This window comes from Proteiniphilum sp. UBA5463 (genome assembly GCF_002427225.1).
GTDB lineage: Bacteria > Bacteroidota > Bacteroidia > Bacteroidales > Dysgonomonadaceae > Proteiniphilum > Proteiniphilum propionicum.
Genome location: NZ_DIQL01000047.1, coordinates 1 through 12,632 on the forward strand (window position 1 = coordinate 1; position 12,632 = coordinate 12,632).

Below are 12,632 nucleotides of genomic sequence, written 5' to 3' on the forward strand. Positions count from 1 at the left end.
TATACAAAGACCGGTATGAAATATTTTGCATTTATATTATATTGTTTGTTAGGTTGTTATGTTTTATTATGATTATTTCGTATTTTTGCATATACGAATGTTCCATAAAATCGAAAGCGATGAAAATAACCTATTTGTTGAATGAGTTTGAGCGGAAAATGATAATACAGCGATATAGTCCCAGCTCCATTCAAAACTACAAAAGTGCGGTGAGGAGTTTCCTGCAGCTGGCTGAAAAAAAATACAGCCACCCGTTGGAGATAACGGAAACGGTGATCGAGAAATACCTGTTCTGGAAAATAGAGAAACATCGCATCGGAACATCTTATCAACGTTTGATCGTGGCGTCGATAGACAAGTTTTACCTTTCCATGTTCAGCAGACAACTCAACCTCAAACATCTGTATCCCCGCTCGAAGAACAAAAGTCTGCCGGTGTACCTGACTACCCGGGAGGTGAGCCGCTTGATGGCTAAAGTGACCAACCCGAAGCACAAATGTATCGTCCAACTGTTATACGGATGCGGCCTGCGGCTAAACGAACTGCTTCACCTGAAGCTGGTAGATATCGATTCGAAGAACAAAATTATCCTGATCAGAAACGCCAAGGGAGGGAAAGACCGTGTGGTGATGCTTTCCCCCCTGTTATTGGAATCTTTAAGGCGTTACTACAAGATATATCATCCTGAGGAGTACCTGATAGAGGGGCAGGGAGGGGGTATCTACTCCGAAAAGAGCGTTCAGGTCATTGTCAAGAATGCAGCTTTAAAAGCGGGCATAGCCAAAAAAGTAACACCTCATACCTTGCGCCATAGCTTTGCTACCCATCTCCTGGAGAATGGAACGGATATCCGGTATATCCAGGACCTACTCGGACACAAATCGGTAAACACGACTGAAATTTATACCCATATTACCGATATTGCACAGTCAAAAATTAAAAGTCCGCTCGATTTGCTTTGATACCGTCAGACTGCAAATACAATAAAAAAGCAATTACAGCCAGGTAGTTGCTTTTTTATTGCATTTGCACCCCGCCGAGGGTGTTGCTGTAGGAGAAGTTGGGAAACCAGCGTGCATAATGACGGCTTTGCTCCTCCATCTTCACATCGTCACTGTAATAATTGGAGTGGACATTCTCGAAGCGGACTCCGGCAGTTATCTGTCCGATGGGAGCTGAACGTGAGTACTCTGCAAAGAAAGCGTTATTTTCGTCGTGGATGGCTGTATTGAATGATACCCGTAGAAGCGCATTGGAACATTTGTTATCAGCAAGAAGTAAAAACGCACCCTCCTGATCGGTCGTCGTCCCCAAGATAAGTGTAGAATCGGGGAGAGAGTAAATGGCTACATTGGCGAATTGGGCATTCAGTGGCATTATTATTCCACACAGGAACAACGAAAATAGAATTTTGTGAGTCATCATATTTTTATTTAATTCGATGATATGACCATATCTCCAATCGTTTGGTTACAAAAAAAATTGTACCTTGCAGCTTTATATTCTTTTTAATTCAATATTTGCATAGATACTTGCTTACATAGATCTATTCATATGTATATGGTTGTAATTGAGATAGATGCGAAAATTTAATTTTAATATATACTTGTTGATTCCTGACTTATGCCTCACACACCACTGAAACGCAAAGAGGATATAGGGCTGTCTCCGTATGAACTGAAGTTTCGGGGCCGGCATCGTTCCGAAGAAGTACAAATGACCGTTTTCGATATCGATACCGAAAATGTGAATCAAGCAGTAATCCATTCTGCAGAAGAGCTTCAACCGTATTTAGATTCAGGTACTCTTACCTGGCTGAATATAGACGGGCTGCACAATGAGAAGCTGATGAGGGATTTGGCGGACTACCTGAATATTCCGGCTGATATATTGTCGGATGTAATGGAGCCGGGAACTCGCCCCCAGATGGAGGAGTTTGACAATGGCCTTTTTGTCTCCATAAAGATGATGCAGTTCAGTGAGAAGTTGAATCAGGTCTCGATAGATAATCTGAGTATCGTGATGACGAATAATATGCTGATCTCTTTTCAGGAAGAGAGTAGCAATCTGTTTAATCCCGTTAAAGATCGCCTTTGGAAGCACTATAAGAGATTCAAGGTTTTGGGGGCCGATTATCTTGCTTTTGCCCTGCTTGATGTGGTGATTGATAATTACATTTTCATTCTTGGAATGCTTGGCGAAAAAATAGAGAACCTTGAGAACAGAATGGTGCTTAGCCCCGACAGGGTAACACTTAAGGCAATTAACCTGCTAAAGCACGAACTTAGTGATCTTGGACGTTATATAAAACCTGCCAGGGAGATGATTATGAGCCTTGTGAAGCTTGATAGCGACTTTATCGGCCCTGAAAACGAGAAGCACTACAAAGAGCTCCAGGATAATATAAACCAGGCGGTGGAACTGCTCGATTATTACCATGAGCTCCTGTACGATGAGTTGAATATTTATCATTCGTCAATGAGTACTAGGCTTAACGACATTATGGCGCTGCTGACAGTCTTTTCCGTGATATTCATCCCGCTAACTTTTATCGTAGGAGTTTATGGAATGAATTTCGACAACATGCCCGAACTGCACACACGGTATGGTTACATTATCGTTTGGGTAGTAATGCTGCTGATTGTAATCGGTATGCTCTGGTATTTTAAAAAGAAAAAGTGGTTCTGATATATAAACAAGAAAAGCTTAACCACTACAGCTTGAATAGCCGATTGGTTAAGCCCTGAATTGTATTTCTTCCTGCAGATAGGTTCTACATCTTGCCGCCGCCACGCATACTTATGTGGTCAATAACAGGGCTGATGTTAAAATATACCCTTTCCACCCCGAAACGATTCTCTCCGACAGAGAGATAATTGACTTTGTTCCCTTTCATAATTTTGTCTTCCCCACCGAAGTTGTATCCCAAAAAGGGCAGTATATCATATTCATGTGCCATTTTAATCACGTAGAACGGGGTCTTGTCCGACATACCATCGCCGGTCCCTATGATAGCATCCTGTACAATTCTTCTCTGACGGGCCACACTTTTATATTCTTCCGTATTGTTCTGCTGCGCATATACCAGAAGTTTAGCGTTCAGCGCACGCAGATTGAATGGATCTTCCTGAAGCAATGCATCAGAGTATTGCAAAATATTTAAATAATCATCTCGGGTAAACGATTTTTTCGATATTATCTCAGCCAGCTTGCTGTTATATTCCGAGGTGTCTGTGGGAACATACCCCGGCTGATACACATAACCGAAATACAGGTGTCTCCCCTCTTCCGGAGTCATTTTAGTTGTCGCCGACTGATATTTTTTCATCAGATTCGGATAGTAGTAGGAAGATGCCGGCTCTTTCACGTTTCTCTCAATCTGCGCAAAATCGGGAGCTTCAAAAAAATCCTGCGACTGTGCCGCGAAGATAACAGACGCGGTAAAAGTGAGTACCAACAGTAGTTTATGCATAGTCTTTTGTATTATTTGTTGCTTAACAAAAGTATTTTCTAATTTTCGTTTAAACAAAAAAATGTTCCTAACAAAGCTTAAAGAGACTGTTTACCTGAAACGGCAACACTCTTGTCTATTTTTGATATCAATCCCTGCAATACATTTCCCGGTCCCAGCTCCACGAATTCTCTTGCCCCGTCGGCAATCATGTTTTGTACCGACTGTGTCCATTTTACGGGTGAGGTGAGCTGAGCGATCAGATTTTTCTTGATGGTAACCGGATCGGTTTCTCCCACGGTAGATACGTTCTGGTATACCGGACAGCCTGGTGCCGATATCACCGTTGCCTCAATTGCCTCCATCAGCTCCACTCTTGCAGGTTCCATAAGCGGAGAGTGAAAAGCTCCGCCTACTTTCAGCGGAAGAGCACGTCTGGCACCGGCCTCTTTCATCAACTCACATGCTTTTTCTATTCCGGTGTTGGATCCTGAGATCACTATCTGCCCCGGACAGTTGTAGTTGGCAGCTACCACCACATCATCTATCGATGCGCATATCTCCTCCACCTTCTCGTCGGCCAGTCCCAGTACAGCGGCCATAGTCGATGGGTTGGCCTCGCAGGCTTTCTGCATTGCCAGTGCTCGTGCATATACCAGCCTAAGGCCGTCCTCAAACGACAAAGCTCCAGCTGCCACTAAAGCGGAGAATTCACCCAGTGAATGTCCGGCGGCCATATCCGGTTTAAACTCGTCTCCCAGACTCTTTGCAAGGATCACCGAGTGAAGGAAGATTGCCGGCTGGGTCACCCTGGTCTGACGAAGGTCCTCTTCCGTTCCCGCAAACATCAGGTCTGTAATCCGGAACCCCAGTACCTCGTTTGCTTTCTCGAAAAGCTTCTTCGCTAAGGGCAATTTATCATATAACTCTTTTCCCATACCCACAAACTGGGCCCCCTGTCCGGGGAATACGTATGCTATTTTCATAATTTTAAATACTTTATTTTCGTTCAGATATTTATAAAGACACAAACGGGCTAAGCCAGGTTATGTTCAATTTTTGCTCTCAATTATGATTGCTGGATGGCGACCTCCGACAGCTGGTTGCTGACCTCCTACCTCCGACAGTTGGTCGTACGTTGGCGAGCACCGGCCTCCGACTGCTATTTATTTTTTTCCCTTATTTCAACCCGACGTATCTTCCCGCTTATTGTTTTAGGAAGCTCATCAACAAACTCAATAACACGCGGATATTTGTAGGGAGCCGTAACATTCTTCACATGTGTCTGAATATCCTTTGCCAGTTCATCACCCGCTTTTGTTTTATACTCCTCCGCCAGCACAATGGTCGCCTTTATGACCTGCCCCCTTATATCATCCGGTACACCTGTTATTGCACATTCAACCACAGCCGGGTGCGTCATTACGGCACTTTCCACCTCGAACGGGCCAATGCGGTAGCCCGAGCTTTTGATCACATCATCGGTACGACCTACGAACCAGTAGTAGCCATCCTCATCGCGCCATGCCATATCGCCCGTGTGGTAGATATTGTTGGCATAAACCTCTCCGGTAAGCTTCTCGTCACGGTAATATCCCATGAACAGTGAAAGAGGATGCTTCCCGTCGGTATGGAAAACTATCTCTCCCTGTTCACCGTCCTCGGCCGGTCGCCCGTCGTGCGTGAGCAGGTCCATATTGTACAGCGGGTTTGGAACACCCATAGATCCCGGTTTCGGCTCCATCCACGGGAAAGTGATAATTGTAGGAGCAGTTTCGGTCTGGCCGAAAGCCTCCATCATCTTTATACCTGTCTGCTTATAGAATGTTTCAAATACTGACGGGTTAAGTGCTTCGCCCGCTGTGGTACAGTATTGCAGCGAAGAGAGGTCGTATTTGCTCAGATCTTCACGGATAAGGAATCGGAATATTGTTGGAGGTGCGCAAAACGACGTCACCTTATAGTCAGATATCATCCGCAGCATATCCTTGGGGATAAAATGGCCTTCAAAGTCGTACACGAAAACGCAGGCCCCCACTATCCACTGTCCGTATAGCTTCCCCCATACCGCTTTGGCCCATCCTGTATCTGCCACGGTGAGGTGAATACTATCCTCGTTAAGATTGTGCCAGTATTTGGCTGTGGTAATGTGTCCGAGAGGGTAGGTAAAATCGTGTATTACCATCTTGGGTTGACCTGTTGTGCCCGATGTGAAGTAGAGTATCATGATATCGTTGTTACTGTTTACCTTTCCCGGCCTCACAAAGGGGGCTGCCTCCTCTACTCCCCGGTGAAAATTGATCCACCCTTCGGGAGTATGTTCGCCCACCATAATACGTTGTTTTACAGTAGGTGATTTTGGCATAGCCAGGTTCACGTGCCCTATAAGGTTATCGTCTTCAGTAGCCACAATCGCTTTAATACTTGCCGCGTTATTGCGATACACTATATCCTTATCGGTAAGCAGATGCGTTGCCGGAATGGCTATTGCCCCAATCTTATGCAGAGCCAGGATGGTTTGCCAGAACTCAATTCTACGTTTGAGTATAAGCATAACCATATCTCCTTTTCCAATGCCGAGCGACTGAAAGAACGACGCTGTTCTGTCAGAGAGCTTCTTTAGCTCACCGAAGTTCAGGTCGCGATGCACTCCTTTGTCATTCGTCCAGCAAAGGGCGCGTTTTTTGGGCTCCGTCACGGCCCATTCATCCACCACATCGTACGCGAAATTGAAGTTTTCGGGTACATCAATTTTGTAATTGTCAATAAAATCCTGATGCGATGTAAAAGTAGTTTTCTTTACAAATTTTTCTAACATGATAACCTATTTATTCACGGGTATAAAATTACCGCGAGAAACTTCACCTGTTTGTTGTCAAGTGCTTTCATGCCATGAGGAAGCGACGAGTCAAAATAGATACTGTCACCTTCTCTGAGAATCAGGTTTTTTCCGTTTATATTCATTATCATGCTCCCCTCAAGGATCATATTGAACTCCTGCCCCGCGTGGATGTTCTGGTAGAAATCGGCCTCCATTGGCTTGGGCTCCACTGTTACCACAAACACCTCCGCCACATTGTTTGTGAATCCTGAGGTAAGCGACTGGTATCTGTAGGCCGATACTCTCTCCACGCTTACACCCTTGTCTTTTCGGGTAATAAAGTATGAATTCATTCGCGGTTCAGTGCCGAACATCAGCGTTGAAAGGTCTACACTGAACTCTCTTTCAATGCGTTGCAGGAAAGAAACGGAAATATCTTTCTCACCCGATTCATACTGCAGATAATCATCTACATCCACTTCCAGCTTGTGTGCCATTTCATCAGGGGTGAAATCGAGTGCATCCCTTAACCCTTTTATCCTTTCGCCTATTTGTTTTAAGTCAGTCTTCATAGCTGTTTTAGTGTTGAGCAAGTAATTATATAAATCAATAACAAATGTACATAAAATTTTATACAAACAAATAAAGGCTTAAAGCCATCACGCCCATCCCCCCAACCATCCCTATGATTGAGAGGTGGTGCTTGCCATATTTCTCGGCGCTGGGCAGCAGCTCATCCAATGAAATAAAGACCATTATGCCTGCAACCATTGAAAGTATTATCGCATCCAGTACAGGGCTCCAGAAAGGCAGAAGAAACAGATAGGCTATAAACGCACCCATCGGCTCTGCCAATCCCGAAGCAAACGAAAGCCAGAATGCTTTTTTCTTGCTCCCGGTGGAGTGATAGATGGGTACTGCCACCGCTATTCCTTCGGGGATATTGTGTATGGCTATGGCTGCCGTAATGGGGATAGCCACCTCCATCGAGGTCAGCGCCGACATAAAAGTAGCAATACCTTCAGGAAAGTTGTGAATGGCAATGGTGATGGCAGTGATAATTCCTGTTTGTTTAAGTCGGTGATTCGATTTCATCTCCTCCACGCCATGCATCTCGTGCGGGTTTCTCGACTCGGGAACCAGAAAGTCTATCAACGCTATTAGCGCTATGCCCCCGAAAAATCCCAAAATCATGTAAAGCGTAGCCGGCTTCTCACCATAAGCTCCCATGAGTGAGTCGAGTGACTTTGGAAGCATCTCCATAAATGATACATAAATCATTACGCCTGCCGACAGTCCCAGCGAGAGGCTCAGAAAATTAGTGTTCGTCCGTTTGGCGACGAAAGCAATAAGGCTGCCGATCCCGGTGGAGAGGCCCGCAAATAGCGTCATTAAAAAAGCAATTGTTACTGTCTGGCTATCCATCAGTTACCTTCTATTATTGATCTCATTATCTCCTCGTGTATTAACCCGTTAGATGCCACTATTTCCTTCCCGAAAACGTAGTTGTCTCCTCCGGAGAAGTCGCTGCATTTACCACCTGCACAATGCAGGATAAATGCCCCTGCTGCCACATCCCATGGCGACAGTCCCGTATGGAAATATGTGTCGCTTATGCCGGCAGCCACGTAACAGATCTCCAGTGCGGCAGATCCTTTTATGCGGAAGCTGCATTTACGGAACTGTCTCATCGCATTCTTCAGCACCTGTTCACCTCTCTCATCCAGGCTATATGGAATTCCGAAACCTATGTATCCGTTCTCCAGTGTTGCCTGGCTACTCACTTTCAGTGGTGTTCCGTTCAATAAAGCCTCTCCCTTCCCCGTTGCGTAATACATCTCATCGGCTACAGGGTCGTACACCACACCCATTATTACCTCTTTCTTTCTCATAAGGGCTATGCTTACCGAATAAGGCTTGTCGCCATGCACATAGTTTGTTGTACCATCAAGCGGATCTATCACCCAGGTGTACTCTTTCTGTTCAAACTCAACCGTATCCTCTTCGGTCAGGAATCCGGCTTCAGGCAACAAAACATTCAACCCCTTCAACCCCTTCACCAGGCGGCTTTCAGCCTCTTTATCGACATAGGTCACATAGTTCCGTGTCCCTTTAAGTTCAATATCTTTTTTCTTTAATGCTGCCTGCTCAGTTTTCAGGAACTCTCCCGTTGCGCTAGCCAGCATTTTCACTTCATTACAAAGATTTTCCAGATTCATATTTTATAGACTTCTTCACATTTCTGCTTTCAAACTTTAAATGCAACGCTTTCAAACTCCAGGACCTATGCTTTCAAACATCAGTGCCAGCGTTACTTTTCCGGGTACATTGAATCCCACCAGCGTGAGTCCCCCTTGAGCCATTTGGCGAACCAGGCATAAATAGCATTATTCCATGCAATACGCTTATCGTAATTGTAGATGGCGTGGTTTTCACCCTCTACCTGAATAAATTCCACCGGTTTTCCCAGCAGTTTCAGTGCCGTATACATCTGTATGCTTTCACCAATGGGGACATTGGTGTCAGCTGTTCCGTGCAATAACAGCAGAGGAGTGTTAATTTTATCGGCATAAAAGAGCGGGCTTTGCTCTACATAGAGCTTGGGATTGTTCCATGGATAGCTTCCCGCGCTTGCTCCTGCGCCGTAGGAATAACCCCAGTATCCTTCTCCCCAGTAGCTGGTGATATTGCTAATCCCCGCGTGCGACACCGATGCGGTGAACAGATCGGTTTTGGTGATAAGATACTGCGTCATGAATCCGCCATACGACGCACCTATATTACCTATCTTTGAGCCATCAACAAAGGGGTGAGCGGCAACGAATGCCTTTACTCCCTCAATTATTTCTTCAGCGGTTTGTTCACCCCAGGCATTCACGTGGCGTGCAGAAAACTCCTGCCCGTAGCCTGTAGTACCGCTCGGCTGCAGAGTGTAAACCACATAATCCTGTGCTGCGTAAACATGTAACGGGTATGTACTTTCAAATGTTCTCGATGTGGGGCTGGTCCCCCCGTAATAGTAAACAATAAGCGGGTATTTTCTGTCCGGGTTAAAGTCGGGCGGCAGGTAATAGCGACCTTCAACCACATCGCCGAAGGAACTTTTAAAACTCCAGTCCTTAACATCACCCAGGTTTAGCTTGCTTAATCTCTCTGAATAGGGATCAGAAATAAGCGTCGACTCCATTGTCTTCAGGTTCAGCAGGTAGCTCCTGTTTGAGTTTGATGTGCTTACACCCGTATATGTTGCCCAAGCTGCATTATCGGCAATATCAAATGAGCGGATCACATCCTCTTTGAGCGGAAGGCGTTCAAATTTTTTTGTTTTATGGGAGTACCTGTACATATTCACCCGGTCACCCTCTTCTACGCGGTAGTATATTAAATCATCCAGCTGATTCCACTCTTGTGCGTTTATGGTGGGATCAAAATTCTTGGTTACCGGGTCCACCCGTTTTGTTGCCAGATCCATGATGAACGACTGTGTATCGTAGCTGTTGGCAATCTGTCCTGGATCGATATTCTGTCCTATACCACCGAATGCTTCTGGAGCCCCGTGGATGAGCAGTTTTTTTCCATCGGGTGAAAACTGTGCCGAATAGGTATATTTCTCATCTTTCCATATAGTATCAACAGCCATTGTCTCTAAGTTCAGCATATACATAGAACTTTTTCTGAACGGGCGCTCGGTGAGGTACTCGTCAGATGTGCTGAAGAGCAGGTATTTCACGTCGTGTGTCACATCGTTGAGCGATGCCGTCTGACGCCCGAAGGTGAGGTGCTGCGTAAGTCCCGTATCAAAGAAGTAGCGATACAGGAAGTAACGGTCGCGATAACTCGACTGCCTGTCGTCTATTCCTATCAGACGCTTCAATCCCCCCGGGTTGCTGATGGTTATTGTTTCTTTCGAAGAAAAAAACATCGATTTCTCATCAGGCGAGATATGAAAATTCTCTTTTGGCAGGTTCTCTGCCACAGTCCGGGTTTCCAGGGTCAGCGGGTCAAGCGTGTAGAGAGCTCTTCCGTTGTTGTTGTCAGTCACGAAGTATAGCAGATCAGATTTAGGCATCCAGCCCAGTTGTGGCCGTCCTCCAGGTTCGGAGAAGATAATCCGTTTCTGTTTCGCATCGTATATTTCGGAGTAGTTACGGTTGTCGCCGCCCGGCAGAGTTTCGCGAAGGCTCAGCAGTACAAACCGGCCGCTTGGCGAAATTGATGAGTTGCTTACACGTTTCCCCTCCAGTATATCTTTAATATTGATCCTTCGTTCATTTACATTATTAAATGTGTAGTTAAGCAGAGAATCTTCTTCACCCTGCTTAAGCTCGATTTTTACGGCGGGATCAAGTTTGTTCCCTGCAGATGTGAGCATTTTAATAACGATGCGGGCGTTGTTTGTAAATCCGTTCAGGTTGGTGTCAACCGATCCAGAATGATGAAGGCTATCGTTCACCTGTGTCTTGGTGGCCCGTTTCACATCGTCTATCCATAATTCCAGCGGGTTGGGCGATGTTATGGTAAGCTTTCCCTTGCCGTAACGGTCGCCCGAAACACAAAGCGATAGCAGCTGAAGTGCCTCCCCATCCTCAGGTTTATCTAAGTGGAAAAATCCGGCACTATCGGGCGTCAACTCTGTGGTAAAACGTTCCTGTTCCGGGAAAGAAACAGAATAGGAGAGGAGCATCTCTTCCGAAAAGGGAGTGTTGTTCAGGTTCACACTATCCAGCAAAACCGGCCTCTGCACGGGGATGGAGCCAAAGGAATATAGTTTTAGCGGCGTTACTGCCTGTTGTGCTGAAAGGTGCATATTGAGCACCCCCAGCACGGTAAAACACCAAAAAAGTTTTTTGTTCATATTAATCAGATCATTAATTTCTAACCATGTCTGTTTTTGATTCTTTTCACTCCCGTCACTGTTGTTTTTTTCTCTCTTTTTTTGTTTCATAATTTTTGAAAAGAGATCAATTACAAGTCCTGATCGTTCCAGACAAAACAGTTTTCAAACATGTCTCCCGGCTCCGGCTTCGAAAGGAAAAGGCCGAAGACCGATGAACCCGATCCGCTCATGGCAGCATATACTGCACCCAGATCGTACAGTTGTTGTTTGATTTTACAAATTTCGGGATATTTTTTGAAAATAGCTGCCTCAAAATCATTTTTCATCCACTCCTTCCAATCTGAAACTGGCCTTTTTACAATTTCTTTAAGCGATACCTCCGGTTGCCTGGGGGTAATCATATCAAAAGCCTCTTTTGTGGAAACCTCAATATCCGGTTTCACTAACAAAACCCTGTAATTACTTAAATCGAGTGCTACCGGCTCCAGAATATTACCCGTGCCAGTGGCAAACATTGGGGTGTTGAGTATAAAAAAGGGACAATCGGCACCAAGCATTTCAGCGAAGCGCAAAAGGTCATTGCCCGAGTAGCCCAGCTCATAGCTGTCGTTCAGCAGTCGTAACATGAAAGCAGCATCCGACGATCCTCCTCCCAATCCTGCTCCGAGAGGGATCTTTTTTAGCAGGTAGATATCAGTACCGGGTATCTCCCTCCCGGCAGAAACCAGCTTAAAAGCCTTTATTACAAGGTTGTCCTCTTCGTTACCAGTGACAGGGATGCCAGTCTGGAAAAATCTGAATTTCCGGCTGAGCTTAGTACTCACACCAACAGGTGTGGGTATAATCTCTAATGCATCCTTTAAGGCAACAGGATAAAAAACGGTTTCGAGATTGTGGTATCCGTCCTGCCTGCGGGAGACAATATGAAGGCCAAGGTTGATTTTCGCGTTAGGAAAACAGATCATCTGACGTTAGTTTTCTGCAAAGATACTGATTTTATTTTTAACTTTTCGGCATTACGAATCTCTCATTTCACAACTAATCACAACTATTCTGCATTGTTCATTTCTCACAACTAACTTTCCTCATTAATCAATACGTACCTCTTACTTCACCTCTCACCTTCTTCAACTCTAAACAAAGAGTAAAATATGTTGACCATATCCGGGGATTCTTTTTAACACAGCATCCTACTACAATACTGCCATTGTCAATTAAGAAGATCGGGAAAACTTATCACCACTTTAGTACCGCATACTACTGCAGTACCTGCTCTTCCCGTGCAACAACAACCCACTAAGTCATCAGTATGCCATACATATATTTAGCCATATTTGCATGAACCTTCTTTGAAACCTCTGAGAATTAACAAAGATTACTTATAATATATTAAAGATCAATATATGTTTTGTTCCGATCGGGAAAAAAGAGATTTTTGTGAAGAACTCACTCATTTAAAGGGTAGATGCTACTAAATGAACAAATACTAAATTTTCAGGAAGATACTAAAAGAGAATGAAAAA

Annotated in this window: 11 protein-coding genes; 2 read left to right on the top strand and 9 right to left on the bottom strand. The window is 44.8% G+C overall.

Annotation, left to right across the window (positions count from 1 at the left end; all coding sequences use genetic code 11):
• Nucleotides 1-119: 119 nt before the first annotated feature.
• Nucleotides 120-962, top strand: coding sequence for a site-specific tyrosine recombinase/integron integrase (gene xerA, locus B3B27_RS07525; RefSeq protein ID WP_238865838.1), 843 nt, complete (start codon nt 120-122; stop codon nt 960-962).
• Nucleotides 963-1,017: 55 nt separating this feature from the next.
• On the opposite strand, the gene B3B27_RS07530 is transcribed toward xerA, so the two are convergent.
• Complete coding sequence (locus tag B3B27_RS07530; RefSeq protein WP_238865840.1) at nt 1,018-1,425, bottom strand: outer membrane beta-barrel protein; 408 nt, start codon at nt 1,423-1,425, stop codon at nt 1,018-1,020.
• A gap of 198 nt (nt 1,426-1,623) precedes the next feature.
• Between B3B27_RS07530 and corA the strand changes: the two genes are divergently transcribed.
• Nucleotides 1,624-2,688 carry a magnesium/cobalt transporter CorA gene (corA, locus tag B3B27_RS07535; RefSeq protein WP_238865842.1) on the top strand — a complete coding sequence of 355 codons (1,065 nt, stop codon included), beginning with the start codon at nt 1,624-1,626 and terminating at the stop codon, nt 2,686-2,688.
• A gap of 85 nt (nt 2,689-2,773) precedes the next feature.
• Here the strand turns inward: corA and B3B27_RS07540 are convergent, their stop codons facing one another.
• The 8 genes from B3B27_RS07540 to ispE all read right to left on the bottom strand — a co-directional run bounded on the left by B3B27_RS07540 (nt 2,774) and on the right by ispE (nt 12,074).
• Complete coding sequence (locus B3B27_RS07540) at nt 2,774-3,472, bottom strand: DUF4919 domain-containing protein (RefSeq protein WP_238865844.1); 699 nt, start codon at nt 3,470-3,472, stop codon at nt 2,774-2,776.
• A 77-nt stretch (nt 3,473-3,549) separates the two neighbouring features.
• The gene (gene fabD, locus B3B27_RS07545; protein ID WP_238865846.1) at nt 3,550-4,437 is read right to left on the bottom strand and encodes an ACP S-malonyltransferase; all 888 of its coding nucleotides are present in this window, start codon (nt 4,435-4,437) and stop codon (nt 3,550-3,552) included.
• A gap of 176 nt (nt 4,438-4,613) precedes the next feature.
• Nucleotides 4,614-6,269: an AMP-binding protein gene (locus B3B27_RS07550; protein WP_238865848.1), complete on the bottom strand. Its 1,656-nt coding sequence runs from the start codon at nt 6,267-6,269 to the stop codon at nt 4,614-4,616.
• A 14-nt stretch (nt 6,270-6,283) separates the two neighbouring features.
• Nucleotides 6,284-6,844 carry a helix-turn-helix domain-containing protein gene (locus B3B27_RS07555; protein ID WP_238865850.1) on the bottom strand — a complete coding sequence of 187 codons (561 nt, stop codon included), beginning with the start codon at nt 6,842-6,844 and terminating at the stop codon, nt 6,284-6,286.
• Nucleotides 6,845-6,902: 58 nt separating this feature from the next.
• Complete coding sequence (gene zupT, locus B3B27_RS07560; RefSeq protein WP_238865852.1) at nt 6,903-7,697, bottom strand: zinc transporter ZupT; 795 nt, start codon at nt 7,695-7,697, stop codon at nt 6,903-6,905.
• Nucleotides 7,697-8,491, bottom strand: a complete 795-nt coding sequence (locus B3B27_RS07565; protein ID WP_286847227.1) for an inositol monophosphatase family protein — start codon at nt 8,489-8,491, stop codon at nt 7,697-7,699. The genes zupT and B3B27_RS07565 overlap by 1 nt, the downstream gene beginning before the upstream one ends.
• 92 nt (nt 8,492-8,583) lie before the next feature.
• Nucleotides 8,584-11,217, bottom strand: a complete 2,634-nt coding sequence (locus tag B3B27_RS07570) for an alpha/beta hydrolase family protein (protein ID WP_286833238.1) — start codon at nt 11,215-11,217, stop codon at nt 8,584-8,586.
• Between the two features lie 20 nt (nt 11,218-11,237).
• Nucleotides 11,238-12,074 (bottom strand): 4-(cytidine 5'-diphospho)-2-C-methyl-D-erythritol kinase, encoded by an 837-nt coding sequence (ispE, locus tag B3B27_RS07575; RefSeq protein ID WP_238865857.1) that lies wholly within the window; start codon nt 12,072-12,074, stop codon nt 11,238-11,240.
• Nucleotides 12,075-12,632: the final 558 nt, after the last annotated feature.